Raw genomic sequence first — 23,744 nt, 5'->3', positions numbered from 1 at the left:
TTTGAAACCAGCTGTAAAAACCAAACCCAATCCACGGGGTGGACAGGCCTGGCCAAAACAACCAATCAATAAAACAATTGGTATCAACAAACTTGGCACACTATTGAGTTCTCAAACAACAGACACACCCGGCACCACCACAACATTTCACAGCCGTAGATCGCTCCGGAGCAACTTTTCAAACTTACCCGGTTTCCAGCTCCTGTGCAAATCCATCTTTCAGGACCGCACCGGTTGAAAACACGTCCCCGGACCCGATTGGCAGCACTCGAAAGCTCTACCAGAATCTGGTCTTGAATTGGGGTTTGGCCGCTCTCCGGTCACCAGCTCTTCGCTGGCCCCCTCTCGGCGACTTAGAAAACAATACACCCACAACGGCGCCACCGCAAACCCACCCGTGGCCCCCTTCGAAACCCCGCCATTCCGGGGTAAAAGGGTCCACAAGGGGCCTCACTGAGCCACGCGCCGTCGTACTTCAGTTATGTGTGGTGCGTCACCCGGGCCCCATCCCAAACTGAGTAGCAGTAGGCGCCGTTCTGAGCCCTCAAAACAACAACAACTGCTACTCAGTTGGGCAGCAGAGGTGGCGTTAACGAAAAGAAGGGCCGGCAACCATATGGTTGCCGGCCCTTCTCAAGCAGCTGGAATCAGCAGTGCTGGATTACCAGGAGGACTTGGTGATGCCCGGGAGCTCACCGCGGTGAGCCATGTCGCGGAAGCGAACACGGGAGATACCGAACTTCTGGAAGGTACCGCGGGGACGGCCGTCGATGATGTCGCGGTTACGCAGACGGATCGGGGACGCGTTGCGGGGCAGTTTCTGCAGGCCGAGGCGTGCTTCTTCGCGTGCTTCGTCAGTAGCGTTGGGGTCAACCAGCGTCTTCTTCAGTGCGAGGCGCTTTTCGGCATAACGCTCAACGATGACCTTGCGCTGCTCGTTACGAGCAATCTTGGATTTCTTAGCCATATGTTTAGCGCTCCTCTCGGAATTCGACGTGCTGGCGGATTTTGGGGTCGTACTTCTTCAGGACCATGCGGTCCGGGTCGTTACGACGGTTCTTGCGCGTGACGTAGGTGTAACCCGTGCCAGCGGTCGACTTGAGCTTGATGATGGGACGTACGTCCTTATCCTTTGCCATTAGAGCTTTACTCCTCGTGCCAGGATGGCGGCGACGACTACGTCGATGCCGCGAACGTCGATGGTCTTGATGCCACGTGCAGAGACCTGCAGGGTGACATTACGGCGCAGGGACGGAACCCAGTAGCGCTTCTTCTGAATGTTCGGATCGAACCGACGCTTGTTGCGACGGTGCGAGTGCGAAATGCTGTGCCCAAAGCCCGGCTCGGCTCCGGTCACTTGGCAGTGTGCTGCCATGACTTCTCCTCAAGAATTGAAAGTAATGATCCGCATATCTGCTGCAGGACCATGCGTGTAAGTGCGACCCAAAGTGATCAGGGTGAACGGTTAGTCACGCAACTTGAGCCCCTAACTACCGGCTACCCTGGAGAAAATTACCGGGCCACCGGAGCAATTGCGCACGCTCCGCGCACTTAGCGCCTACCAAGTCTACGAGTTAAGGCAACTAAAGACCAATCCGCCCTCTCAGGGTGTATAAGCACTCTGCCTACGGCTAGAGGCGCGTCAGCTCCGGATACCGCGGATTGAGGCCGTCACCGGATGATTTTCCTGTTACCCGGCGCATGACCCAAGGGCCGGCAAACTCGCGGACCCATCGCGCATTTGCACGCAGCGCCTCGGCACGGCTCATTTCCTGAACCGGGGTCATGGGAGGGACCTCAATGGAGTGATCATGTTCCAGGACAGTCAGCACCCGTTTCGCCATGTTCGCGTGCCCGGCGGCCGACATATGCATCCGGTCCTGCGCCCACATGCCCCAGTCGTAGTATTCGCTGAAGCGCCAGTAATCGACCAGCAGTGCGCCATGATCACCGGCGATACCCCGCACGAGCTCGTTATAGATAGCCGTTCGTCCGCGGGTGGTGCTGAAGATCTTGGAGCCACGGGAGTCAAACCCGGTGAACATCACCACAGTGGCACCCGTGGCACTCAACTTACGGATACCGGCGTCGTACTCCTCAAGGAGTCCATCGATATCAACCTTCGGGCGCAGGATGTCGTTGGCTCCGGCGTAGATGGTCACCAGCGTGGGTTTAAGTTCGACGGCGGCATCCACCTGTTCGGCGAGGATCCGGCGCAGCTTCCTGCCGCGGATCGCGAGGTTGGCGTAGCCAAACGAAGGGTCCGCGGCGCCGAGTTGTTCCGCTACGCGGTCTGCCCAACCCCTGACCCCGTTTGGGCGGCCGGGATCGTCATCGCCCACGCCTTCCGTGAAGGAATCCCCCAAAGCCACGTACCGGGAAGAAAAATCCATAGCGACAGTCTGCCATCAGTTGCTGGGAGCAACAAAAGGGGCCGCAACGCCGGATTCGTTCAGCCTTCCCGCAAAATCCAATGATCATCGTCCAGGCGGGACACAATCTTTTCACCGATCCGGGCGAGCTCCGCAACATCTTCGTCGCTGAGCGCGTCCAGGAACAGGGCGCGGACCGATTCCACATGCCCGGGCGCCAGGCCCACGATGGTGTCCATCCCGGCGTCGGTGAGGTGAGCGGTGGTGACTCTGGCGTCCCCGGGGTGCGGGCGGCGCTCCACCCAGCCCCTGCTTTGCAGCTTGGTAACAACGTGCGAAAGCCTGGACAGGGATGCACTGGTCCGTGCAGCGAGCTCACTCATGGGGAGGAATCGGGACTCGGTCTCAGAGAGCATCGCCAGGACGTGGTAATCGAACAAGGACAATTTGCCCGCGCTGTGAAGTTGCGAGTCCAGAGCAGCCGGGAGCAGGGTGTTGATGCTCATGAGGGCAAGCCACGCGCGGCGTTCGTCTGCATTCAGCCATCGTGGTTCGCTCATACGTACATCTTAAGAGGAAAAATGCTTGACGGTTCAAGTCCCCTCGGCGCTGCGTCGGTAGGCTGTTCGCATGTACGTTATTTCCCTGAGCTACAAGGTGCCCATGGACATCGTGGATTACCACCTGGCGGACCATGTTTCCTGGTTGCAGGACGCCTTCGATGAGGGTGTGTTCATCGCCGCAGGTCGGAAGATTCCGCGCACCGGCGGGCTGCTCCTGTCTACTGCCGACCGGGACAGCCTGGATGCGTCCCTGGCCAAGGATCCCTTCTACGTCAACGGCGTAGCTGAGTTTGAGGTGATGGAGTTCCACGCCAACAGGGTGGCACCCGGATTCGATAATCTGCTGGACAACTGACAGGACTACTCCCTGTCGCGCCACGCCCGGCCTTACGGCTCCTTACTGAGCCGTCTCGTCAGCCTGTTCAGCGAGCCGTTTCAGCCCGCCCTTAGCGGGGACCTTGACGGGTACAGGCCAACGCGGTCCCAGCTGATCTCCCAGGGTCACTCCCCTGAGTTTGCGGCCCAGGAGGGGAATCACCCAGTCGTGGACCCAGCGCCGTTGCAGCCGCTCCCACTCTTTTAGGGTCAGTTTCACCGGAGGATCCCAGTCTTTGGGACTGATCTTGTGGGGAACGCCCAGATGATCCAGCACCCGGGCGGCCAGGTATTTGTGCCCTGCTTTGGACATGTGGAGCCTGTCGGAGGACCACATGCGCCGGTCGTGGAAGGCGTCGAAACACCAGTAGTCCACCAGGATGGCCCCGTATTTGTCAGCCAGTTCCCTGACGCGCTGGTTGTAGACCCTGTTGCGTTTCTTCAGCGGTTCGAGAACGGCCGAGACTTTGACGTCGAACCCGGTGAAAAGCAGCAGGGTGGCACCCGTGCCCGCGAGCCTGGCCACCAGAAACTCGTAGTCCTCCATCAGGGCGTCGATGTCTGTTCCGAAATCCAGGATGTCGTTTCCGCCGGCATAGAGCGTGACCAGCGTGGGCCTGAGGGTCAGCGCAGGCTCCAATTGCTCGTCAATGACATGCCGCAGGCGCTTGCTCCTTACGGCCAGGTTTGCGTACTCCCACCCCGGCTCCGCCTTCGCCAGCTTTTCCGCCACCCGGTCTGCCCAGCCCCTCACGCCGTTAGGCAGGTTCCGGTTCCAGTCCCCGACGCCTTCCGTGAAGGAATCGCCCAAGGCGACAAAACGCCGTCGTCCGTCCTTGCCCGGAAGAGCATGCTCTGGGGATGGGTCGACAGCCACCCCAGAAACCTAGTTTGCCCATGCAACGAACAGTCGGCGGGGAAGCGGCCGGCAGGCAACGATGGCGTTAACCCCGGACGACATCTGCGCGCAGACGGCAGAGCGCAGAAGGTCCGGAATCGTTCAGGCTATGGAATCAATTAGGCCCTGAAAACGTTAATTTCCTTGGGTGCGGTGTGCGCACTAGATAGGAATGGAATGAGCAAGAAAATCGAATCAGTTGAGGACGACGCCGGCAAGGTCACCAGGTACCGCCGGCACCCTAACGGCGGTGGGCTGATCGGGCCTGGCGCCGAAGTGGAAGAGAGTTCCTTCATCGGTTCAACTACATATATCGAAGCAGGGGCATGCGTCGGTTCGGGTTGCCGGATCGGTGATGGCAGCTGGATCGACCGCCGGGCGAAGATTGGCGACCTGGCCCTCATTGGAGACGGCGTCTACGTGGGCGAGGGAACGATTGTGGGCAACAGGGTCCGCATCGGCAGCCACTCACGGATCGGCGCCGGAGCCCAGCTGGGCCACGGGACAACGCTTGACGGGGACAGCAGGATTCCCGACGGCGGTCTTGTCGCCGTTGCCGCCAAGCCCCACAAAGCCCGCCGGTCGCGGGCGCGTCATCATCAATCGAGGATGGCAGCCTGATCGAACTGCCTCCACAAGTGGTGGGCCGGGATCCCGGCCCACGGAGGCTCGGCGGAAACACTACTGTGCGACTCGTGTCCGAGGCGCACAGCACGGTTAGAGTTCCGCTTTTCCCTGCCGCCAGTACCCCATAAACGCGACCTGCTTCCGGTCGATGCCGACGTCGCGCACCAGGTAGCGGCGCAAATCCTTGATCACGCCGGCCTCCCCGGCGATCCATGCATAGAACGGCATGGCACCTGCGGGCATTCCCGGGTTCTTTGTTGCCCCGATCGCGGCTGTGTCCATCCGCGTTGGAGTTTCCCACAGGATGTTCTGGTCCACGTCGACGTCCTCGGGTTCGGGCCCTGCAGCACCATCCGGCGTCCTGATGCCCACCCAGCCCGGCACGGGGACGGCAGACTTAACCGCTTCCGTGAGGAGTTGCCCGTGCGGGCGGGAGCGACCGATGGAGGCGCCCCTCGCCAGCCAGGTGATTTCGACGTCGGCAGCCGTCTTGATGTCCAGGAAGTCGCCCGCTTCGGGGACCTCAAGGAAGGCATGGCCGGTCATGTCAGCTGGCAGGCTTTCCAGGATGGCGCTGATTGCAGGCACTGCCGTCTCGTCCCCGGCCAGCAGGATCCGCTGGGCCAGACCCGGCCGCCATTCGATTCCCGAGTAGATTTCTGCAGTGACGCAATGGGCTGCGCGGTTGTTGGGCCCGATGATGGTGATGGCGTCGCCGGGTTTGGCGTTCAGCGCCCAGTTGGCCGCCGGGCCGCCGTCGCCCTTTGAGTCGAAGTGCATCACGAAATCGACGTCGATCTCCGGGTAGACCCCGTCAAGGCGTTCGTACCTGACCGTGTAGGTACGCATTGATCCGCGGATGGCCGGGTCCATTGCCAGCCACTCCTGGTACCAACCGGCCTGTTCCATCTCGAAAACGGGCAGGGGCAGGTAGGTGCCGTCTGCTGCCAGCGACGGAATCATGAGCTTGATGCGCAGATCGAGGGTTCCTCCGTGCACACCGAAGTCCCGCAGCGAGTACCCGCCGAAGGTGACCCGCCGGAAGTTAGGGCTCAGCTCCTGGACCGCGCTGACGGTGACGTCGAACGCCAAGGTCATGGGTTCAGTGGCGAACTGGTTCTTGACGGTGCCTGCCGGGACGTTACTTGCTGTGCTCATGAGACCAACTCCAGGTTTTTGCTTGGCACTTTTGGGGCGGTGGTGTCCTCCGCGTGATGTCGCCCGATCGGGATGATCAGAGGAGTCCCTGAAATGGGATCGGGGACCACGCGGGATTCGAGTCCGAAGACCTCCCGGACCAGCTGTTCCGTGACTACTTGAAGCGCAGGACCCTCTGCCACGATGCTTCCCGCCTTCAGGGCAATAACGTGATCCGCATATCGGGCAGCAAGGTTGAGATCGTGCAGGACCATGGCCACCGTGGTCCCGTTTTTGCGGTTCAGATCCGTCACGAGATCCAGCACTTCAACCTGGTGCGCCAGGTCCAGGTACGTGGTGGGCTCGTCCAGGAGCAGCACGTCCGTCTCCTGGGCCAAGGCCATGGCGATCCACACGCGCTGGCGCTGGCCGCCGGAGAGTTCGTCCACGTTCCGATCGGCAAGTTCCATGGTCTCGGTGGCATCCAGCGCGGTCTGCACGGCAAGATCATCTTCAGGGCTCCAGCTGCGGAAAAAGCCCTGATGAGGGTATCGTCCACGGCCCACAAGGTCGCGGACGGTGATTCCGTCAGGTGCGGTAGGGTGCTGCGGGAGCAGGCCGAGCGTCCGGGCCACCTCCCGTGCAGGCCTGGAGTGAATGTCCTTACCGTCCAGCGTCACGGTTCCGGCCGCAGGCTTGAGCAGGCGGGATAGTCCGCGCAGCAGGGTGGATTTCCCACAGGCATTGGCGCCGACAATCATGGTCACCTTGCCTTCCGGAATCTCTGCGGACAGCTGTTCGATGACAGTGCGCTGTTCGTACCTGAGCGTCAGGTCCTTGGCGTTCAGAACTGCCATATCAGGCATCCTTTCGGTTGGAAGTGACCAGGAGCCACAGCAGGAACGGGGCACCGAGGGCGCCTGTGACCACGCCGACCGGCAATACGGTGCCATCGAGCAGCAGAGGCGCGATATTCGCAGCAAAGTAATCTGCCGCAAGAACGATGAGCACGCCTACCAACGCCGACGCCGGCAAACTCGCCTTCCGGGTGAAACGGCGGGCGATGGGACCGGCGAGGAAGGCGACGAACGCGACGGGGCCGGCAGCCGCCGTCGCCACCGCAGCGAGTGCCACGGCAGTGAGGACAACCGCCAGGCGGGTCATTCCGACCCGGATACCCAGGGCGGCGGCGGCGTCGTCACCAAGTTCAAGGATGCGCAGGGGCCCGGCCAGCACAGCGACAGCCGGCAAAAGGACAACAAGGGTCAGCGCCAGAACTCCGGCGCGGTCCCACGTGGCGGAGTTCAGCGACCCGTTGAGCCATACGAGGGTATCCGCGGCGGTGCGGATATCTGTTCTGGTCATCAGGAAACTCACCACAGCATGCAGGGCGGCTGCAATACCGACGCCGGCCAGGATCAGGCGGTTACCTGCCGCGTTGCCCCCACGTCCGCCGCCTGAGCCGAGTGAGCCGCTGCGGGAAATGGCGTAGATCAAGGCAGCGACGCCAAGAGCGCCGGCAAAAGCCGCACCCGAGATTGCTGCTCCCGTTGCTCCGAACACGACGATTGCCGTCACGGCCGCCGCGCTGGCGCCGTAGCTGATGCCGATGACATCAGGGCTGGCGAGGGGGTTGCGAAGCATGGTCTGGAACAGCCCTCCCGCGAGGCCGAAGGCAGCTCCGATCATGGTCCCGATTACCGCCCGGGGCAGTTTGTTTTCCATGACGATGAAGCTCGCGCCGGGGATCTTGGGTCCGTCGGTGAGGTGGGACACGAGGATCTTGAAGAAGTCCGGAATCGTGATGGTGTAGCTTCCCAGCAGGATACTGGCGGCAAAGAGAAGCACGACGGCGGCGGAGAGGATCGCGGTGCGGTTGACGGTGCGCCGATGTGGCAGAAAACCCCAATGTTGGCGCCCGCCACTGCCGCGAAGTGCCATCTCGGCGTCGCGTTCAGTCTTTACCGTGGTCATAGTCCTGCCCCCTTTCCGCGCCGAACCAGCCAGACGAACACCGGCGCACCCACGAGGGCTGTCATGATGCCTGCCGGAACTTCGCCCGGAAGCAGCACGACGCGGCCGATAATGTCAGCCGCCAGCAGCAGGACCGGGGCAAGGACGAGGGAGAACGGCAGTATCCATCGGTAGTCAGGACCGGTGAGGAAACGCACGGCGTGCGGAATGACCAGGCCAACGAACCCGATCGGTCCGGCCAAGGCAGTGGCGGAGCCGCACAGCAGCACAATCCCGACTGCGGTTATTGCCCGAACCAGGCTGACGTTCTGGCCCAGCCCGCGCGCCGTGTCGTCGCCAAGCGCCAGGCTGTTCAGAATCCTTCCCGTGCCCAGGACTATGACGGCCCCGATCACCAGGAAGGGAAGTCCGGGAAGCACCACTGACCATTCACGCCCGGCGATGCCGCCAACCTGCCAGAACCGGAATCGGTCAAGCGTGTCCTGGCTGGAAACAAGGATTACGTTCATCAGGGAAAAGAGGCCCGCGCTCAGGGCAGCACCCGCCAAGGCGAGCTTTACCGGCGTCGCGCCGTCCCTGCCCAGCGACGCAACCAGATAAACCACGGTGGCGGCAGTGGCCGCGCCGAAAAACGCGAACCAGATGTAGCCGGTCAGTGACGAAATTCCGAACAGGTAGATGCCGGTGACGACGGCGAGAGCAGCGCCCGCATTGACGCCCATGATGCCTGGATCCGCGAGGGGGTTGCGGGCCACACCCTGCATGGCGGCCCCTGCGAGCCCGAGCGCGGCGCCCACCACAAGGCCCAATACGGTCCGCGGGAGACGTGCATGCACAACGGCGTGGTCACCGTTGGCAGGATCAAAACCGGTCAGCGCCTGCCAAACGGTCTGCAGGGAAACGTCTCTGGCACCGATCGCCAGAGACGCAGCGCTGATAAGGATAAGAACGACGACGGCGGCCAACAGCCAGGCGGTCCTGGAACCACCGCGGACCGGCAGCTGATGCCCTTTTGCGGGTAATTTGGCGGCATTGGCTGCCTCTTCGCGCAAGGTGGGTTCGGCGGAAGCTGAACCTGGGCGCGTACTGTTGGCCGCCGTCGTCGTTGTCATGGGTGTTACTTAGCTGCGGCGTCGGCTGCCTTGCCAAGCTGCGGCAAGAATGCGTCCAGTGACCACGGCAGGCTCAGGGGCGAGGATGCCGAGATGGCCAGCGTCAGGGTGTTGTCCGGATCCGCAACCAAGGCGCCCTTCTTGATGGCCGGAATCTGGCCGAGAAGCGGGTCAGCCTTGATGGAATCAGTGGTGGCTGCGTCCGGAACCCAGGTCACGAAGATATCGGAGTCCAGTTCATTGGCCTTCTCTGCCGACCAGGCGAGGAAGAACTCCTTGGAACCCTTGGACTTGTCCTCCACAACCGGAGCGAGCTTCATGCCGAGGGAGCTGAGGAACCGCGGCCGGTTGTCGTTGGCCGTGTAGACGTTCACGCCGTCGCTCTTGGCTGGTTCCAGGTTGCCGTAGATGTAGGTCTTGCCTTCAAGCTGCGGGTACTTGGAGACCTTTTCCTTGATGGTGGCTTCCGTGTCCGAAACCAGCTTGGTCGCCTCGGCTTCTTTGCCCAGGGCCTTGCCGATGATGGTGGTGGAATCCTGCCAGGACGTGCCGTAGGCCAGCTCCGGCTGGGCCACGACGGGCGCGATCTCGCTGAGCTTCTTGTAGTCCTCTTCCGTCAAGCCGGAGTAGGCGCCCAGGATGACGTCCGGGTTGAGCTTGGCGATCTCGGTGAAGTTGATGCCGTCGGTCTCGGAGAACTGGACCGGTGCCTTGTCAGTACCGAAGCCAGCGCCGAGCTTCTCGAGGGCGGCGTCCTTCCAGGAGGTGGAAGCCTTGTCGTTTCCGCCCCAGTCGTTCTTCGGAACGCCAACCGGAACTACACCGAGGGCGATGGCGACGTCGTCGTTGACCCAGGAGATAGTGACAACACGCTTGGGCTGTTCCTTGATGGTTGTCTCACCAAAAACATTCTTGATTGTTACCGGAAACTGGGAGCTTGCGGCTTGGGCGCTGGCTCCGGCATCTGCGGAACTGACCGGTCCTGTAGAGCAGGCGGTGAGGGTCAGTGCGGCGGCGGCCAGAACGGCGGTCGCCTTGCCTGCGGTCTTCAAGACGGCACGACGGGTGGCGACTGCGGCCGGGGTGGGGAAAACGGGGGAAGCCACGGAACTCCTTAGGTGAATGATGCGAACCCAAGTAAGGCTAGCCTATCCTCCGGCCTATTAAGAAAGGCAAGCGTAACCTAATTCCAGCTTGTGAGGAAGGTCACCTAATGACCACGCCAACCCTCCCTCACATCCCGACCCCATAACGCCAACCCTCCCTCACATGCTGACCCCAAAACAGAAACCCTCCCTCACATGAAGTGAAGGAGGGTCGGGTAAGAGGCGACGAAACGTGAGGGAGCGTCCGACAAAACCCGCGAAACGTGAGGGAGGGTCCGCCAAAAACCCGCGAAACGTGAGGGAGCGTCCTGATGGGGGCGGTCAGCGGAGGACAATATCCACCGGGTTAGCCTCAGAACGCCACTTGCCCAAGGTGTCGGGTCCGGGTTTGATCACGGGTTCCGTCAGCACCCCGGAGCGGTTGGTCCGCTTGTCCCTCAGGATTTCCGTAACGGAACCAAGGTGGCGGGAAAGGTCAATGACGTTCTCCGGAGCGGCCAGCAGCAACTGGAAACCGAACTCGTGCAGCGCCTTGATCCCGGCGCCCGCAAACTCCTCCGAAGCCAGAACGAAGGCCTCATCCATCATGACCGTGCCATATGTAGTGAAGCCCTGCTCTGCGATGCCCAACTGGTAACTCAAGGCGGCGGCCATGATGAAGGCCGTGAACCGCTGACGCTCACCGCCTGACATTGAGCCTGTATCAGCATGCATAAAGACTTCTGTTTTAGTCCCGGCAGCCGCGGAAGCCCCGGACTTCCCGGGCTCAACGGATGATACTTCCCGGTGCTCCTTGCACTGGATGAACAGGTGTCCGCGGACGTCGAGGACCTCAGCACGCCACCGCCGATCCTCTGGGGTTTGCGAGCCCAGACGCTTCACGAGCGTTTCCAGGGACTTGTAGCGGGCGGTGAGCTCGGAGTCGTCGGACCCTTCTGTGCCGGCAGCCTGTGCTTTCGCCGGCCGCGAATGCCGGGTTTTCAGAGCGCTGTGGATGGCGTCCTTGAACTGCTTCGCTGTGGGCGGCAGGGTCTGCTTGATGTCCAGCTGCAGGAAGCTTCCCTCATGGAAGTTGACCTCGGAGAGGATTCCGTTGAGGGGAAGGATCCGGCTGGTGACGGAGCGCCGTTCCTCATCGAGCAGGTGCAGCAGAGTACTGAAGGACTCGTGCGTGCGCTGGTTGAAGAACGCCCGGAACTCGGCTTCCTGGGCGGGCAACCCGTCACTGACAATGGCGTGGTAGCGGGACTCGAACTCGCCAGCCGCTCCAATGGAGGTGCCGTAATCCGCTGAAATCGCCGTGCCCCACTCGCGGACGAACCCCTCAAAGATCCGGGTCAGGCGTTCGGCCGTTGCCTGCGCCTTGGACTCAGCCGCGTGCAACTCGCCCAGCAGGCGGGTCCGCACTTGGTTGGCGAGGTTGTCCAGTTCGTGCATCTCCAGCACATCTCCGAAGCCAGTGAAGTACGGTTCCAGCGCCGAGACCGTGGAGTTCGACGGCGGCCCCTGGTTCAGGCGGGTCCGCGCGGCTTCCAGCAGCGAATCAGCCGCTGTGAGCTGCTGGTCCAGTGCCTTGTACTCGCTCTGGAGGACAGCCGCGGATTCGGTGCTGCTCTGGTGTTTTTGACGGGCCGTCTCGATATTGGCCCGCAGGGGTTCGAGGTCTTTCTGCGCTGCCAGGGCGTCCTTGAGCCGTTGTTCGATCCGGGTGAGTTCGTCGGCGGCGACAGCCGCAGAGACCTGCTCCCAGGGCCGGTGATCCTCGGCCACCCGGCGCAGAGCCTCAAGTTGGCGGGTCATCCCCTGGTGCGACTCCTCGCGGCTTTGCGCCAGTTCGGCTGCCTTCGCCAGTTCCTGCTGCAGGTCGGCCACCTGGGCGGCCACGAGTTCGAGCTTTGAGGCGTTGTCGAAACCCAGGACGTAGTCCTGCCTGCCGGTAAAGCGGTCGTCCTTTTCAATCGTGTGGCGGTTGCGCTTCACCACTCCGCCCAGGCTCAGGCCCTTCTCCAGGGAGGCAAGCTCGTCCGGGCTTTCGACGCAGGGGTAAGCGAAGTCCAAGGCGATGCGCTCACGGATCCATTCCGCCGCTTGGGACAAGGCAGACAGTGACGAGGAGGAGGCAGAAGCGACAGCCCCGGTGGTGAGGATCTCCAGCTTTGTCAGGAGGTCGCCGTCGGCTACGTTCTCAACTGCCAATGCGCCGCCGGCCACAGGCTTGGACACATCTACTGCGCGAAGGGCGCCTCGGACGGTGTGATCGTTGAGGTATCGCGTTACGGCGGGGAAATGCTCGCCCGGGACGAGCAGCGTCGTAGCAAGGTTCCGAAGCGCGCGCTCGGCGGCGGGCCTCCACTGTTCCTGGCCGTCCGCGAGGTCAATCAGCTCCCCGCCGAAGGGCATCTGATCCTCGGGCACGCCCGTTGCCGCTGCGATGGCCGCCCGGTTTTCAATGCTCGACGGCGGCAGCAGCGACTTGCGCGTCTTCAGCGAAAGGAGCTCCTGTTGTGCAGCCGCCAATTCCCGTTTCTTGGTGGCGTGACCGTCGAAAGCTTCGAAGCGCAATTCTTTGAGCGACTCCGAATTCTGGTGAAGGTCCTCTGAACGCGCCGCAGCATGGGCGTGTGCCTGCTGCCATCCGGCGCCTGTCCACTCGAGGTCCAGGCCGGCGTCGGCAAGCGCTTTGCGGGCCGCTTCCTCTACCTGCTCCCGCAATTTCAGCCCCACGCGGGCGTTCTCGAGCGACTGCTCGATAGCGGAGATGGCGTTGCCGCCCTGATTGTTGTATTCGGCCTCGAGGTGGCGCAGTTCCTTGGCCAGGCCATCCCTGATACCACGCTCAGCGCCGAGTTCCTTGGCTTTCGCGTGGGCCAGATCCTTGATACGCGCGAGTGTTTGCTCGTGTACGGTGACGGCCAGCTGCTGCTTGTAGGCGTCAAACTCCTCACCCGCCAGTTCCCTCAGCCGGTTGGCCTCCAGCAGGGACTCGGCATATTCCTTGTTCAGGGCAGGTACAGGAGCCAATTGGTCCCGCTGTTGGCGCACGTCTTCCAGGCGCTGCCGGATGGACATGAGGTTGCTGAATTCCTCGACGACGTCGTCAGCGGCGGCGAGCGTTGCCGGCGCATCCAGCACCTGGTCCCGGAAGAAATTGTTGACGCTTCCGCCCAACCCCTTGCCCGCCTGGATCACGCGCAGGAGGGGAAGTGCCTGATCCGAGTTGATTCCCAGCAGCCGGCGGAACCGCTCCGCGAAGGCCTTGTGCACATCGAATACCTGCGCGTCGGGGAAGAGCGCATCGAGGGACGCCTTGGTAAAGCGCTTCTCCGCGACGCCGTCAATGGCATCCATGTCGAGGGGTTTGCTGTCGATCAGGTAAAACCGGCCAACGCTGGACTCGGTTCCGTTTTTTGGCAGATCAAAGAGGGCCGAGATGGTTACCCGGCTGCCTGCGGCGTTATCGAACGTCAAAGCGACAGCGGACCACATGGCACCCGGGCGCTGGAAGGCACTGGCGGAGCCCTCCCCCACGGCCTTGTCGCCAACTTTCCCACGCATGTACGTGAAGGTGGTCCGCTTGTCTTCCACAGCTCCGCCGACGCGTTGGGCCGCAGCCTCATTGGAACGGGGACGGGCGTCGAAGACCCTGGACATTGCATCGAACAACGTGGACTTGCCCACTCCCGAGTTCCCGGTGAGCAGGGTGCCGTTGCGGTCCACATGGATGGAGTGGGCCCCGTGGAATGTACCCCAGTTGACCACCTGCACGAGGGCCAGGCGCATCTGGCCCGGATTCGTCAGCTCGCCCATCGGGAGCATGGTTGCGATGCTCACTTGGCTTCCTCCGCTTCGTCCGTGTGGTCGCCTATCGCATCGCCAGCGGAAGTATCGTCGAGCTCTAGGAACGGTTCGGTTCCTGCGGGGTCTGCCGCTACCGCTACCAGGGCCTCTATCTGGGCCGGGATGTCGCCTATGTTTTCGAAGGGCAGGGCCAGCGGCAGGGCGTTGGAGATGGTGTAGACATCGTCCAGGCCGGTGGGGAGGAGGAGCTGGCGGGCCAGGAGTTTGCTGACAGCCCTGTTGACGACGTCGGAGTCCCGCAGAGCGTCCTGCTGGCCGGATGGCTGGTAATGCGCCACCAGCTCGGCAATTTCCTCCCGTGTGATGGTGGGGTCCGTCTGGGCCGTGATGTGGCGGTCGAGCAGGAGGCGCAGGCGTAGCAACACAATGGTTTCCACCCGGCTAAGGGCACGCTGCTGGCGGAGGATGCTGGACCGCGAACTGCCTCCGATGGCCTCCGGGTCAACGGGACGGACCACGGCGATTTTTCGCTCATGGTCAAGCTGCAGGGTCAGGAACAGCTCGGACAGCCGGCTGCGCAGGATGAGCTGGTTATCCAGGAGGGTGGTCCAGAGCTTCTCGTCGCGTCCGCCGTCGATATACGGGCCTTTCAACAACTTGACCAGTGCCTGCCGGAGCTTCATGGGGAGGACGCCTGTATCACCCGGAAACAGCGCGGCACCGTCGATGAAGGTGTCCCGGGGAGTCAGCGTGAAGGCATCGGCATGGACGTGCTGTGGTTCGCCCGTTGTCTCCGGCCCGCTCTCCGCCCCGGAAGATGTGTCTGGGGAAGAGGTGTCCGCCGATGAGGTCTCTGGTGAGGATGTGCTTTCGGAAAGTTCGGTCATCTTCAGTCCTTCTTGAGCGTGACCGCGGGCAGGTACGCCGTTCGCGTGGTTCCGTCTATCTGGTCAAATTCGATGGTGACCCAGGCTTCGCGGTCGAATGCTGCGCCGTCCTGGAGCGCATGGGAGAGCAAGGCCCGGATGGAGTTGATGTGACGTTCCTCGGCCGGCAGCTGGTTCCAGGCTTCGGAGAGCGTGTAAGCGCCGGCCAGGGCGGCCCGAATGGCCTCCGGTTTGGCCTTGCCTGTACGCGGTGAGCGCACCCTGTCAATGTCGCTGAACGCGATGGGGTCTGCGAGCTTGGCCGGAACCGCGAATTCGTCCGGGTCGAACAGTTTGACCATGGCCAGGGATTCGAAGCCTGCGTTGAACAATGCAGGGCCCGGGATCAGTCCGGGACGGTCACGCTCATAGGGAAGGGAGCGGATGGCCTGTTCAGCCTCCCGCAGCACCTTCCGAAGCCGCACCGACTGGCGGTAATCGTCGCTTTGCACATAGGTGTTCAGGCTCTCACTGAGCTTGCCGTAGATGCGCTGGATCTGGCTGTGCTGCGTCCGGAGTTCGGCTACCAGGTTTTTCAGGGTCTCCCTGTCCTCGTGGCTGAGGTCGTCTGCGAACTGGCGGCTGAGCACTTCACCGATTGCGGAGCGGAACCGCAACTGCTGCTGCGGGTCCTCCAGGAAGGCTGCGAAGGAACGGAAGGTGCGGCCTTCCGGGCTTTGCCGAAGCCGCTTGTCCGCTTCCAGCACCTGGGCCATGGTGGCGCCCTTGCTCAGAGATTCCTCGATGATCTGGTTCCGGAGCTCACCCACCAGCTCTTCGATCCGGTCTCGCATCTTCTTGTAGTCGGCGGGCAGGGAGGCTGCGAGATCCAGGATGTTTCCGGCGGCCTCGACTGCGTCGTCGTCATCCAGCAGGCCGTCGAATTCTCCGGAACTGATGTCCTGGATGAGCTGTTGCCTTTCCTGGATCTCGTCTTCAAGGGATTCCAGCCGGGCGCTTTGGTCGGGGTTGGTCTCGTTGGCCAGTTTTTCGACGTCGCCCAAGAGGGTACCCAGCCGTGAGCCGTTCAAAGTGGAACGCTCACTGGACAGGCTGTCGAGGAAGGCGAGGACACGTGCCGCCGACTCGGTGACTTCGTAGACGATCTGCCCCGACTGGTTCCTGCGTGTCAGGAAATTTTTCCGCGTCCATTCATCGGCATACTTCTTTCCGGAAAGTGCCCCGGCGGCGGGGGCACCCGGCGGCTCACCCCCACCGGGATTCTGGCGACGAAGCTGCTCAAGGAAGGCGTCGACGTCGGCGTGGAACTCTTCCAGCGGAAGCTGCGGGCGGGTGCGGGTGAAGGAGGCTTGGAGCACAGCGATCACCCACGGCGCAGAACGCGTCAATGCCCAGGCCGGCCCCTTGGTGAGGAGTTCCAAGTCTGCCAGCCGGGTACTGATCGCTTCAGCCGAGGACAGAGCGGAACGGGGCACGCGTTTCTCCTTCAGCTGTGGGGGTTATGGCAGCGCAAACCGGAAAACTGCCAAGTACAAGGTTAACGCAGGCCTTCGGAGCGGACGGCCAGAACCAGGCGAGCGGAGAGCCTGCCTCCGGACGGGTAAGCCCCTGTTACCGGTGTTGCTGGTGGGGTTTCCGAAACCCGTTCGTGATCTACGAGCCAGTAGGGTTTCAATCCCGTATCAACAGCCGCGGCACGGCGTTCAGACTCTGGCAGGCATGCATTGTATGGCTTTACGCTCATGCCACAAACATGAGCCAAAGCAATGATGCAGGGGGAAGCATGCAGTTTGATCTCAGTTCGGTGGAGACGGCGACAATGGTGTTCGTCGGAACTTTGGTATTTGCCTTGGTGATTGTGCTGTTCATCGCAGCCGCGGCTTTCGTGGCCTTGGTTCTGCTGGGCGTGGGCAGGCTGGCCTGGTTCATAGTCGCAGGAACTCTGCTCGCATTGGTCCACGGAATCAATCACGCTTGGGACCGCGTCCTCCACCACACGGCAGCCTCGGAGTTGCCGGCTGATCTCACCGGCCAGCCGTCCCCTAGCACCGGAAGCTACCCGCGGGTAGCATTGAGGGACAGCTGAAGGGTTCTCCACCCACGGCGGACCCAGGGCTCGACCCGGTCACCCCGGTTAGAGGAGATGCCCCATGAGCTCCGCCACTGACAGCCCGGCCACGGATGTCCCGGTAGCACCTGACAAGATGGGCTCTGAGGCCACGGCAGCGGACGCTCGTGCCATCACCGAGGCCGCCCGCGAGACCCAATGGGACAGGCCCAGCTTCGCAAAAGGACTGTATCTGGGCAGCTTTGATCTCAACCTGGTCCATCCCTGGCCTGAGGCAAAGCCCGACGACGTCGAACGCGGCGAGGCGTTTATGGCCCGGCTGACCGAGTACTGCAAAACAATGTCCGGCCGCGTCATTGAGCGGGACGCAAAAATACCCGACGAGTACATCGCAGGCCTGTCCGAACTCGGTGTCTTCGGTATGAAAATTCCAAGGGAGTACGGCGGGCTCGGATTGTCCCTTGTCTACTATGGACGTGCTCTCGCATTGATGGGTTCGGTCCATCCCAGCCTCGGGGCGTTGCTTTCCGCCCACCAGTCCATCGGCGTGCCCGAGCCGGTGAAGGTCTTCGGCACTCCAGAGCAAAAGCGCGAGTACCTGCCGCGATGCGCCGCGGGGGCCATCACAGCTTTTCTCCTGACAGAACCCGACGTCGGTAGCGACCCCGCCCGGATGGGCAGCACAGCCGTTCCCTCAGACGACGGCGAGTCCTACATTCTGGACGGCGTGAAGCTCTGGACCACCAACGGGGTCATTGCCGAGCTGGTAGTTGTGATGGCAGTTGTTCCTGCCCACACCGATGCCGACGGCACCAGTCACAAGGGCGGCATCAGCGCGTTCGTTGTGGAGATGGATGCCCCAGGCATCACCGTGGAAAACCGGAACGCCTTCATGGGACTGCGTGGAATCGAAAACGGCGTTACCCGGTTCCACCAGGTCCGCGTACCGGCGGCCAACCGATTGGGCCGTGAGGGGCAGGGCCTGAAGATCGCACTGACCACACTGAATACCGGGCGTCTGTCCATTCCGGCGCTGTGTGTCGCGTCGGGGCGGTGGAGCCTGAAGATCGCCAGGGAATGGTCCAATGCCCGGACCCAGTGGGGCCGCCCGGTGGGAAAGCACGAGGCAGTTGGCAAGAAGATCGCCTTCATTGCAGCGTCCGCCTTTGCCCTGGATGCCGTGTTTGAGCTGTCCGCCGAGCTGGCTGACTCAGGGCAGAAAGATGTCAGGATTGAAGCGGCCCTGGCAAAACTCTGGTCCACGGAAATAAGCTGCCGGATCGCCGATGAACTGGTTCAGATCAGGGGCGGGCGTGGCTTCGAGACAGCCGATTCACTCCGGGCGCGTGGTGAGCGTGCAGTTGCGGCGGAACAGCAGCTGCGAGACCTCCGTATTAACAGGATCTTTGAAGGGTCCTCCGAAATCATGCGGCTTCTGATCGCGCGCGAGGCAGTGGATGCCCACCTGGCAGCTGCCGGCGACCTCGCGTCCGCTGAAGCGAGCCTGTCAGATAAGGCAAGGGCCGCCGTCGGAGCTTCAGGTTTCTACGCGAAATGGCTGCCAAAGCTAGTAGCCGGGGCGGGCATGGATCCGCGGTCATACGGGGAGTTTGGCAGGCTGGCAAAGCAGCTGAGATTTGTGGAAAGGTCCTCCCGCAGGCTGGCTCGGCAGACGTTCTACGGCATGGGACGCTGGCAGGCCAAGCTGGAGCACAAGCAGGCCTTCCTCGGCCGGATCGTGGACATCGGAGCCGAGTTGTTCGCCATGGCCGCAAGCTGTTCCCGTGCCGAAATGATTCTCAGGACGACGCCCGAACGGGGCGGCTCTGCGTACGAGTTGGCGGAGGCTTTTTGTGAGCAGGCCAGGGTCCGGGTAGACGAATATTTTGACCAGTTATGGCGGAACACGGACGACGGCGACCACGAAGTTTCGCGTCGCGTCCTCGCCGGTGACTATGAATGGCTTGAAGCAGGAGTGCTGGACCAGTCAGAAGGGACCGGACCGTGGATCGCCGACGCAACACCGGGTGCCTCCGAGCGCGAGAATCTGCACCGTAAGTACCGCTGACGGTCCAATTTTGGGACGACGCAGAAAATAGTAAGCATCCTTGCTACTTTATCCACAGCGTGGTTAGGTGGAAGTGAGACCTATGGTCTCTGCATTGCAGTGGCCTGCCCAAAAAATGGTCAGGTTGGACCAATGAAAGCGAGGATGTCCGATGAGCAGCATAATCGGCCCCGACGGCAAGCAGTCCAGGCATGACCGCGATAGAGACGGCATTCCCAACGCGGTGGATCCCAGGGACGACGCCGGACGCGACTATAGCGACACACCCGTGCACGACACCACCCGCCGCGACTATGCTCCAGGCGGAGACTACGGCTACACCGGTGCCACCTCCACCGGAGACGAATACGACGCGACCAGAAGTTACCAGACCGTTCCCGCCACCGATCCAGGCCTGGCGACCCGGGAAACTGTGGTGGCCCGTGAGAAGGAAGCATTCGGCGGAATCAAAATCGGCTCCGCCTTCTTCGGATGGCTGACGGCAACAGGAATGGCTGTCCTGCTCACTGCCTTGGTCGCCGCTGCAGGGACCGCCGTGGGATTGGCCACCAACACGGACGTCAACGAGGCCGTCAACCAGGCAGCCTCGGACCAGACGGTGGGAGTCGTGGGAATCATCGTGCTCTTGGTGGTGCTCTTCCTCTCCTACTACTCCGGCGGGTATGTGGCAGGACGGATGGCCAGGTTCAACGGCGCTAAGCAGGGCCTGATGGTCTGGTTCTGGGCTGTCATCGTGGCGGTACTGGTGGCACTGCTGGGCATGATTGCCGGCGAGCAGTTCAACATTCTGGCGAACCTGAACAGCTTCCCCCGCATCCCGGTGAATGAGGGCCAACTGACCACCACGGGCATTATTGCTGCCGTGATTGTGGCAGCGGTTGCGCTGGTTGCGGCGGTTCTGGGCGGCATGGCGGGAATGCGCTTCCACCGCAAGGTGGACAGGGCAGGGTTTACTCCAGCTGATGAGGCGCACGAGGACCGCTAGGTAATCGCCGGGCGGCGGGCAACGATGCCCGGCGTCCGGTGCATCGCCTGGCCCCTATCCGGGCACCTGTCCATCGAGGTAGTACCAGCGCTTGTCCTCCCGGAGGAAACGGCTCGTCTCGTGATGGACTCCGCGTTCGCCGTCGTGCCGGAAGTGGGCTGCGAATTCCACTGTCCCCTCCGCGTCGAGTGGGCCACCGAGCCGGGTGGACAGGATATCCAGCCGGCGCCATTGCATCTCAGGATCCAGTTCCAGAGATGATGGCCGCGTCCGGGGATGCCACGTTTGAAGGAGGTACTTCTTGTCGAGCACTACAAAAGCGCTGTACCGCGAGCGCATCAACTGCTCCGCGGTGGGGGCATATGCCTCTCCTGTGTGGAAGCGGCCGCAGCACTCGTTGTACTGGTTGCCGGAGAGGCAGGGACACCGTCCGGTGTACGTCAATTTTTTCCTTCGGGAGTTGGTCTGATGGGCGAATCAACCGCAAGCAGTGAACAAACGGTAACGGCTGCGACACGAAGTCCGCCACCGGCCGCCTGCCGGGAGCAAGCCGGCCGAATTGTACGTAAGGTGGATAGGGGCAGTTGCCCAAGCGACTGATTCAGGCAACTACCTCACTGCAGGCTGGATAGGAGAGGTAAGTGGAAGATCCGACGACCATCGCCCTGAACCTGACCTTTTTTGGCACCCTCGGAGTGGCTTTCGTAATGTTCCTGGGCCTGTTCCTGGTGTTCATTGCAACTCTCGTCATTGCCGGCGTGGGACGGTTGGCTGCGGTGCTGGTCATGGCCATGTTTGGACGGCTGCCCGGCGAGGACACGGTTGATGTTGTGCGCCTGCCCGCTGCCCTGGCCCCCCAACCCGCCAGCAAGCCGGAGGCCAGCAAGCCAGAGAGCGAGGCTACCGGGAAAAACGCCGAACCGGCTTCGGTCACTGCACCCCGCGCCCCTTCCGAGCCACTAAACCCGAAGCGGATTTCCAGGTTCCTGCAGACTGCCAAGGGTCAACTGCCTTTGATCGGCAAAACACATCGCCCACCGGCCGAAATGGCTGCTGACTGGGCCGAGGCAGTTGCCCGCGCCGATGCCCGCGCCGTGGCAAGGGCGAGGGCGGACAAGCCGGCCATCAACGTGGCCGCCCCTGACGTCCCGCCGCGGGGAGTACTTCCCGAACAGGTGACCCGGGTTGCCCCGTTAGTGGAATCCGCGTTGGACCACCGCCCTGTGGAAAGAAGCGGAGCTGTTCCGATTCCCCGCTCATTCAAGAAGCCCGCGCCGGGCGCGGAGGACCTGCTTGACACCGGCTCCCTCGTTTCCCTTTCTGCCCGGTCGAAATCCGAGAGCGTCAGATAGGGTCCGTGCCCGGCCTTCAGTAGTCCACAATTCCGCCGCTGGAGATGTTAATGGTGGCATCAGTGATGGCACGCGCTTTATCCGAGGCGATGAAGGCCGCCACACTCCCCACATCCTCCAGCGTCGCAGTCCTGTTAAGGTGCGCAGTCCGGTTGATCTCCTGCACGATCTCGTCACGACCCTCTACCTGCCACGGAATGGTTTCAATGATCCCGCCCGTAACCATCGTGACCACCCGGATACCCCGTTTCCCGAGTTCTAGTGCCCACTGCCTTCGCAGGCCTTCCAGGGCGTCAAGGGCGACCTTAAGCCCGCCGAGGCCCGGCAAGGTCTGAGGACCGGAACCGCCGAACAGGAGTATGACGCCGGACCGCTGCCTGACCATATGCCTCGCCGCCGCCCGCGTTGTGAGGAAGTGGGTGCGAGTTGCGTTGGTGATGGGCCGGGTGAAGTCCTCGGCCGAGATCTCCATGAGGGGCTGCTGGACATCGCCATAGGAAATGAGGTTGAACGAGACGTCGATTCGTTGAGTTTGTTTTGCCACCTGGTCAACGAAGTTTTCGACCTCAGTCTCGTTGAGGGCGTCGACGACGGCGGTGTCTGCCTCGCCGCCGAACTCGCGGATCCCGTTGGCCACCTTGTCGAGCTTGGATTGTGTTCGGCCGGCCAGGAATACGTGCGCGCCTTCAGCCGCCAGCCCCCTCGCCGCCGCTCCCCCAATCGGCCCCCCGGCACCGTAGATGAGTGCAGTTCTGTCCTGAAGGAGACCATTTCCGGGAAGGCCGCCTACCAGCAAACCACTTTCGTACAGCATGGCCGTCCTAACGCCAGAGCAGTGAATTTCTCCACTATGTTCCCGTGGATGGCTGCTGGCAATACCCGGCGGCAGTGGGCACGCCGGTGTTCACGCGGTTTCTTTGGTGTCCTGCCCGGTCGTGGGGTCCAGGACCCTGATTCGGCACGGCTCCTTGTTGTCGTCGGCCCCAATCACGCGCAGCAACCGGTCCGGGTCGTGCAGTTCCAGGATCGCTTCGACTGCTGCCCGGGCATGCGTGAGGTCAAGGATAATTTCCCGGCCAGGGAGCATGACACTGGTTCTCCGGGCGACAACGTACAGGGCGCGCAGGTTCTCCCGGGTGACACTTCCCCGCACTTCGATGCGTGCAGTTTGCAGATTCTCTTGGATGCGAACCGTAACTTTTAGCCGTGAATCGCTGCGCTGCTGAACCATGCCCTAGACCACGCCTTCGGCCAGAAGAGCAACAGCACTGAACGCAGCGCGAATGCATAGGTGCTGAAAATCGGTCATTGTCCCCAAGGTCTCCTGAATATCGCTGCGTACCGAACTGCAAGGAGTTCAATCGCGCTCCCCGCAGCGTCACGAGACCATGGTGTTAACGAGCCGTTCCTCCCCCCAATTGCGTGCAGGAACCGCTCGCCCTTAAGAGTGCCGGACACAGCACTGCTGCCGTAAGGGACTAAAGTCCCTGGTGGCCGGCTTCTGTTCCGGGACGACGAGGTCCCGCTGGTGTTTTTGCCCGGCAGCTACTGATGCACCTGGAACTTTTCCAGTACGATCACATCCGATGCCATCCTCCAATCGCCCGAATTCCCTAAGTTCCCGCTATTCATTTCCCATTGTCGTCTCGCGACTCCGCGCAGCAGGTTGTGTTTACGCCGAGGATGAGGCGCAGCTGTTGCTGTCACACGACGGGCCAGAGGATGCGCTGGAAACGATGCTTGCAAAACGGGAAGCAGGGTTTCCACTCGAGCACATTCTCGGATGGGTGGACTTTTGCGGCATGCGGATAGGGGTTGCTCCGGATGTCTTCGTCCCCCGCCAGCGAACGGAATTCCTGGTAAACCAAGCCGAAAGAGTGACCCTCCCGGGGTCTGTCATCCTGGACCTGTGCTGTGGCAGCGGAGCCCTCGGCCTGGTTCTTGCCGCCCGGACCGGCGGCGTTGAACTTCACGCGGTCGACATTGAACCGAGAGCCGTCGAATGTGCCCGGGAAAACCTTGAGGCCTTGGGCGGTTCTGTCTACGAGGGTGATCTTTTCGACCCGCTGCCAAGCGGCTTGACGGGCAGAGTTGATGTCCTCGTGGCGAACGTCCCCTACGTGCCAACGGACGCTATCGGGCTGATGCCGGCCGAGGCCCGCGACCATGAGCCACGAGTGACGCTGGATGGGGGCGACGACGGGCTGGAAGTCCTGCGGCGGCTCGCGGACGGGGTGTTGCCCTGGTTGGCGCCGGGCGGCCACGTCTTCATCGAGACGGATGCCGGCCAGGCCGCGGCGGCTGTCAGGATTCTGACAACCGCCGGCCTGCTTGCCCGCTCGGTCTACTCGGAGGAGCTCTGCTCCACTGTGGTTATTGGAGCCAAACCGGACACCGGGGGTAAGAGCGGCGCCACCTGAAG

At 62.3% G+C, this 23,744-nt stretch carries 25 protein-coding genes; 8 read left to right on the top strand and 17 right to left on the bottom strand.

What is annotated here, in order from left to right:
• A partial coding sequence (locus MU551_RS19185) for a hypothetical protein (protein ID WP_247048145.1) occupies positions 1–238 on the top strand: 238 nt, incomplete at its 5' end.
• A 423-nt stretch (positions 239–661) separates the two neighbouring features.
• Here MU551_RS19185 and rpsN read toward each other — a convergent pair.
• The 5 genes from rpsN to MU551_RS19160 form a co-directional block, all read right to left on the bottom strand.
• Positions 662–967 carry a 30S ribosomal protein S14 gene (gene rpsN / locus MU551_RS19180; protein WP_247048144.1) on the bottom strand — a complete coding sequence of 102 codons (306 nt, stop codon included), beginning with the start codon at positions 965–967 and terminating at the stop codon, positions 662–664.
• A gap of 4 nt (positions 968–971) precedes the next feature.
• The gene (rpmG, locus tag MU551_RS19175; RefSeq protein ID WP_013602737.1) at positions 972–1,139 is read right to left on the bottom strand and encodes a 50S ribosomal protein L33; all 168 of its coding nucleotides are present in this window, start codon (positions 1,137–1,139) and stop codon (positions 972–974) included.
• Positions 1,139–1,375, bottom strand: coding sequence for a 50S ribosomal protein L28 (gene rpmB / locus MU551_RS19170; protein WP_011693744.1), 237 nt, complete (start codon positions 1,373–1,375; stop codon positions 1,139–1,141). The genes rpmG and rpmB overlap by 1 nt, the downstream gene beginning before the upstream one ends.
• A 256-nt stretch (positions 1,376–1,631) precedes the next feature.
• Positions 1,632–2,393, bottom strand: a complete 762-nt coding sequence (locus MU551_RS19165) for an SGNH/GDSL hydrolase family protein (RefSeq protein ID WP_247048143.1) — start codon at positions 2,391–2,393, stop codon at positions 1,632–1,634.
• 59 nt (positions 2,394–2,452) lie between these two features.
• Positions 2,453–2,932: a MarR family winged helix-turn-helix transcriptional regulator gene (locus MU551_RS19160; RefSeq protein WP_247048142.1), complete on the bottom strand. Its 480-nt coding sequence runs from the start codon at positions 2,930–2,932 to the stop codon at positions 2,453–2,455.
• A 70-nt stretch (positions 2,933–3,002) separates the two neighbouring features.
• Here MU551_RS19160 and MU551_RS19155 point away from each other — a divergent pair, with 70 nt between their 5' ends.
• On the top strand, positions 3,003–3,290 hold the full coding sequence (locus tag MU551_RS19155) for a YciI family protein (RefSeq protein WP_247048141.1): 288 nt from the start codon (positions 3,003–3,005) through the stop codon (positions 3,288–3,290).
• Between the two features lie 42 nt (positions 3,291–3,332).
• Here the strand turns inward: MU551_RS19155 and MU551_RS19150 are convergent, their stop codons facing one another.
• Positions 3,333–4,187: an SGNH/GDSL hydrolase family protein gene (locus tag MU551_RS19150; protein WP_247048140.1), complete on the bottom strand. Its 855-nt coding sequence runs from the start codon at positions 4,185–4,187 to the stop codon at positions 3,333–3,335.
• 198 nt (positions 4,188–4,385) lie between these two features.
• Between MU551_RS19150 and MU551_RS19145 the strand changes: the two genes are divergently transcribed.
• Positions 4,386–4,829 carry a transferase gene (locus tag MU551_RS19145; protein ID WP_247048139.1) on the top strand — a complete coding sequence of 148 codons (444 nt, stop codon included), beginning with the start codon at positions 4,386–4,388 and terminating at the stop codon, positions 4,827–4,829.
• Between the two features lie 96 nt (positions 4,830–4,925).
• On the opposite strand, the gene MU551_RS19140 is transcribed toward MU551_RS19145, so the two are convergent.
• From MU551_RS19140 to MU551_RS19105, 8 genes are all read right to left on the bottom strand, one after another.
• A complete protein-coding gene (locus MU551_RS19140) occupies positions 4,926–5,993 on the bottom strand; it encodes a siderophore-interacting protein (protein ID WP_247048138.1) in 1,068 nt (355 codons plus the stop codon).
• Positions 5,990–6,829 carry an ABC transporter ATP-binding protein gene (locus MU551_RS19135; RefSeq protein ID WP_247048137.1) on the bottom strand — a complete coding sequence of 280 codons (840 nt, stop codon included), beginning with the start codon at positions 6,827–6,829 and terminating at the stop codon, positions 5,990–5,992. Before MU551_RS19135 ends, MU551_RS19140 begins: the two co-directional genes overlap by 4 nt.
• Position 6,830: 1 nt before the next feature.
• Positions 6,831–7,946 carry a FecCD family ABC transporter permease gene (locus MU551_RS19130; protein ID WP_247048136.1) on the bottom strand — a complete coding sequence of 372 codons (1,116 nt, stop codon included), beginning with the start codon at positions 7,944–7,946 and terminating at the stop codon, positions 6,831–6,833.
• A complete protein-coding gene (locus MU551_RS19125) occupies positions 7,943–9,058 on the bottom strand; it encodes a FecCD family ABC transporter permease (RefSeq protein WP_247048135.1) in 1,116 nt (371 codons plus the stop codon). Before MU551_RS19125 ends, MU551_RS19130 begins: the two co-directional genes overlap by 4 nt.
• Before the next feature lie 5 nt (positions 9,059–9,063).
• Positions 9,064–10,164 carry an iron-siderophore ABC transporter substrate-binding protein gene (locus MU551_RS19120; RefSeq protein WP_247048129.1) on the bottom strand — a complete coding sequence of 367 codons (1,101 nt, stop codon included), beginning with the start codon at positions 10,162–10,164 and terminating at the stop codon, positions 9,064–9,066.
• Positions 10,165–10,485: 321 nt separating this feature from the next.
• Complete coding sequence (locus tag MU551_RS19115) at positions 10,486–13,995, bottom strand: ATP-binding protein (protein WP_247048122.1); 3,510 nt, start codon at positions 13,993–13,995, stop codon at positions 10,486–10,488.
• Positions 13,992–14,849: a DUF4194 domain-containing protein gene (locus MU551_RS19110; RefSeq protein WP_247048119.1), complete on the bottom strand. Its 858-nt coding sequence runs from the start codon at positions 14,847–14,849 to the stop codon at positions 13,992–13,994. Before MU551_RS19110 ends, MU551_RS19115 begins: the two co-directional genes overlap by 4 nt.
• Positions 14,850–14,851: 2 nt before the next feature.
• Entirely contained in the window at positions 14,852–16,324 is a 1,473-nt protein-coding gene (locus MU551_RS19105; protein WP_247048111.1) for a DUF3375 family protein, read from the bottom strand.
• A 308-nt stretch (positions 16,325–16,632) separates the two neighbouring features.
• On the opposite strand from MU551_RS19105, the gene MU551_RS19100 reads away from it, so the two are divergent.
• The 3 genes from MU551_RS19100 (at position 16,633) to MU551_RS19090 (ending at position 19,970) form a co-directional block, all read left to right on the top strand.
• Positions 16,633–16,935 carry a hypothetical protein gene (locus MU551_RS19100; protein ID WP_247048104.1) on the top strand — a complete coding sequence of 101 codons (303 nt, stop codon included), beginning with the start codon at positions 16,633–16,635 and terminating at the stop codon, positions 16,933–16,935.
• A gap of 64 nt (positions 16,936–16,999) precedes the next feature.
• Positions 17,000–18,985 (top strand): acyl-CoA dehydrogenase family protein, encoded by a 1,986-nt coding sequence (locus tag MU551_RS19095; protein WP_247048101.1) that lies wholly within the window; start codon positions 17,000–17,002, stop codon positions 18,983–18,985.
• A gap of 151 nt (positions 18,986–19,136) precedes the next feature.
• On the top strand, positions 19,137–19,970 hold the full coding sequence (locus MU551_RS19090) for a hypothetical protein (protein ID WP_247048088.1): 834 nt from the start codon (positions 19,137–19,139) through the stop codon (positions 19,968–19,970).
• Positions 19,971–20,024: 54 nt separating this feature from the next.
• Here the strand turns inward: MU551_RS19090 and MU551_RS19085 are convergent, their stop codons facing one another.
• Positions 20,025–20,414: a YchJ family protein gene (locus MU551_RS19085; protein ID WP_247048086.1), complete on the bottom strand. Its 390-nt coding sequence runs from the start codon at positions 20,412–20,414 to the stop codon at positions 20,025–20,027.
• 197 nt (positions 20,415–20,611) lie between these two features.
• On the opposite strand from MU551_RS19085, the gene MU551_RS19080 reads away from it, so the two are divergent.
• Complete coding sequence (locus tag MU551_RS19080; protein ID WP_247048084.1) at positions 20,612–21,322, top strand: flagellar biosynthesis protein FlhF; 711 nt, start codon at positions 20,612–20,614, stop codon at positions 21,320–21,322.
• Between the two features lie 16 nt (positions 21,323–21,338).
• On the opposite strand, the gene MU551_RS19075 is transcribed toward MU551_RS19080, so the two are convergent.
• A complete protein-coding gene (locus MU551_RS19075; protein ID WP_247048082.1) occupies positions 21,339–22,136 on the bottom strand; it encodes an SDR family NAD(P)-dependent oxidoreductase in 798 nt (265 codons plus the stop codon).
• A 90-nt stretch (positions 22,137–22,226) separates the two neighbouring features.
• The gene (locus tag MU551_RS19070) at positions 22,227–22,553 is read right to left on the bottom strand and encodes a hypothetical protein (RefSeq protein WP_247048080.1); all 327 of its coding nucleotides are present in this window, start codon (positions 22,551–22,553) and stop codon (positions 22,227–22,229) included.
• Positions 22,554–22,908: 355 nt separating this feature from the next.
• Here MU551_RS19070 and MU551_RS19065 point away from each other — a divergent pair, with 355 nt between their 5' ends.
• A complete protein-coding gene (locus tag MU551_RS19065) occupies positions 22,909–23,742 on the top strand; it encodes a putative protein N(5)-glutamine methyltransferase (protein ID WP_247048078.1) in 834 nt (277 codons plus the stop codon).
• Positions 23,743–23,744 lie beyond the last annotated feature (2 nt).

It is taken from the genome of Arthrobacter rhizosphaerae (assembly GCF_023062595.1).
In the GTDB taxonomy this organism is placed as follows: Bacteria; Actinomycetota; Actinomycetes; order Actinomycetales; family Micrococcaceae; genus Arthrobacter; species Arthrobacter rhizosphaerae.
The sequence above is the reverse complement of the archived record's forward strand: the minus strand, read 5'-3'. Positions and strand labels throughout refer to the sequence as shown.

Excerpts from the sequence above, each read along its gene's own strand:
- rpsN (WP_247048144.1), bottom strand. The coding sequence starts at position 967 with ATGGCTAAGAAATCCAAGATTGCTCGTAACGAGCAGCGCAAGGTCATC.
- rpmG (WP_013602737.1), bottom strand. The coding sequence starts at position 1,139 with ATGGCAAAGGATAAGGACGTACGTCCCATCATCAAGCTCAAGTCGACC.
- rpmB (WP_011693744.1), bottom strand. The coding sequence starts at position 1,375 with ATGGCAGCACACTGCCAAGTGACCGGAGCCGAGCCGGGCTTTGGGCAC.
- MU551_RS19165 (WP_247048143.1), bottom strand. The coding sequence starts at position 2,393 with ATGGATTTTTCTTCCCGGTACGTGGCTTTGGGGGATTCCTTCACGGAA.
- MU551_RS19160 (WP_247048142.1), bottom strand. The coding sequence starts at position 2,932 with ATGAGCGAACCACGATGGCTGAATGCAGACGAACGCCGCGCGTGGCTT.
- MU551_RS19155 (WP_247048141.1), top strand. The coding sequence starts at position 3,003 with ATGTACGTTATTTCCCTGAGCTACAAGGTGCCCATGGACATCGTGGAT.
- MU551_RS19145 (WP_247048139.1), top strand. The coding sequence starts at position 4,386 with ATGAGCAAGAAAATCGAATCAGTTGAGGACGACGCCGGCAAGGTCACC.
- MU551_RS19140 (WP_247048138.1), bottom strand. The coding sequence starts at position 5,993 with ATGAGCACAGCAAGTAACGTCCCGGCAGGCACCGTCAAGAACCAGTTC.
- MU551_RS19135 (WP_247048137.1), bottom strand. The coding sequence starts at position 6,829 with ATGGCAGTTCTGAACGCCAAGGACCTGACGCTCAGGTACGAACAGCGC.
- MU551_RS19130 (WP_247048136.1), bottom strand. The coding sequence starts at position 7,946 with ATGACCACGGTAAAGACTGAACGCGACGCCGAGATGGCACTTCGCGGC.
- MU551_RS19125 (WP_247048135.1), bottom strand. The coding sequence starts at position 9,058 with ATGACAACGACGACGGCGGCCAACAGTACGCGCCCAGGTTCAGCTTCC.
- MU551_RS19110 (WP_247048119.1), bottom strand. The coding sequence starts at position 14,849 with ATGACCGAACTTTCCGAAAGCACATCCTCACCAGAGACCTCATCGGCG.
- MU551_RS19100 (WP_247048104.1), top strand. The coding sequence starts at position 16,633 with ATGCAGTTTGATCTCAGTTCGGTGGAGACGGCGACAATGGTGTTCGTC.
- MU551_RS19095 (WP_247048101.1), top strand. The coding sequence starts at position 17,000 with ATGAGCTCCGCCACTGACAGCCCGGCCACGGATGTCCCGGTAGCACCT.
- MU551_RS19090 (WP_247048088.1), top strand. The coding sequence starts at position 19,137 with ATGAGCAGCATAATCGGCCCCGACGGCAAGCAGTCCAGGCATGACCGC.
- MU551_RS19075 (WP_247048082.1), bottom strand. The coding sequence starts at position 22,136 with ATGCTGTACGAAAGTGGTTTGCTGGTAGGCGGCCTTCCCGGAAATGGT.
- MU551_RS19070 (WP_247048080.1), bottom strand. The coding sequence starts at position 22,553 with ATGGTTCAGCAGCGCAGCGATTCACGGCTAAAAGTTACGGTTCGCATC.
- MU551_RS19065 (WP_247048078.1), top strand. The coding sequence starts at position 22,909 with ATGCCATCCTCCAATCGCCCGAATTCCCTAAGTTCCCGCTATTCATTT.